The 790-nt window shown below is 27.6% G+C and carries 2 protein-coding genes; one reads left to right on the top strand and one right to left on the bottom strand.

Translation table 11 applies throughout. From position 1 onward, the window contains the following. Positions 1-192 (top strand): hypothetical protein (locus ACYVTD_RS14650; protein WP_461248454.1); only part of this gene is annotated, 192 nt, incomplete at its 5' end. Here the strand turns inward: ACYVTD_RS14650 and ACYVTD_RS14645 are convergent. Then, positions 167-790, bottom strand: a 624-nt coding sequence (locus ACYVTD_RS14645) for a hypothetical protein (protein ID WP_461248453.1), incomplete at its 5' end; no start/stop codon positions are given. The genes ACYVTD_RS14650 and ACYVTD_RS14645 overlap by 26 nt on opposite strands.

The following is a 790-nucleotide window of genomic DNA, read 5'->3' as shown; positions in this document are numbered from 1 at the left end:
ACGTTTGGGGCAGGTAATAGGGCGTTGCGTAGCAACGACCCCTGCCCCAAATGTGGCGGAACAAAAGCGTGCAGAGGGCGAAGCCCGAACACGCTTTTGTGTAGCCTAGCCCCGAAGGGGCGTACTTTTACCGACCTGTTATGCGAAGTTGTGGCGTACACTATTGTTATACTCCATTTACAAGTTCCTTAAAATGTTCTTTTACATCCTGATTTTTATTATTTACAATTTCATTTTCCTTTCCATTTTTATTTATTCTAAAAATATAATCATCATTAAAATATGATAATTCAATAAAATTATTTCCTTTTTTTATTCCATAACATATTATTGTCCCATCTATCAGATTATTTAATATAAGTTTTTTATAATCAAATTCTCCGTTAATAACAGTTTCTTTAATTTTATAATTATTATATTGTATATAAAATATTTTTTTATTGGAAAATACTTTAATTCTGATTTTTAACTCTTTTATTAATTCATTTGCTAATCCAATAATTATTATTAATGCGATAAAAGGCGTAGAAATTATCAAAATAATAATCATTAGTATTTGTGATGATAATTCGTCATTAGCATAACTGAATTTAAGTTCATTATTATATAATATTTGTATTTTTTGACCAGCCCTATAATATTTATGCATTATTAATGAATTAAAATCATTTAATATTCCTAAGAGTCCGTCCGTATTTTTAGTAAATGATTTATTGTATTTTTCCCCATTATAGTCAAAGATATAATAAATTTTATTATAAGAACCTCTATTAGGACGATGCACATATTC

It is taken from the genome of Treponema sp. R6D11, from assembly GCF_054786075.1.
This window is presented reverse-complemented; position numbering and strand designations above follow the sequence as displayed.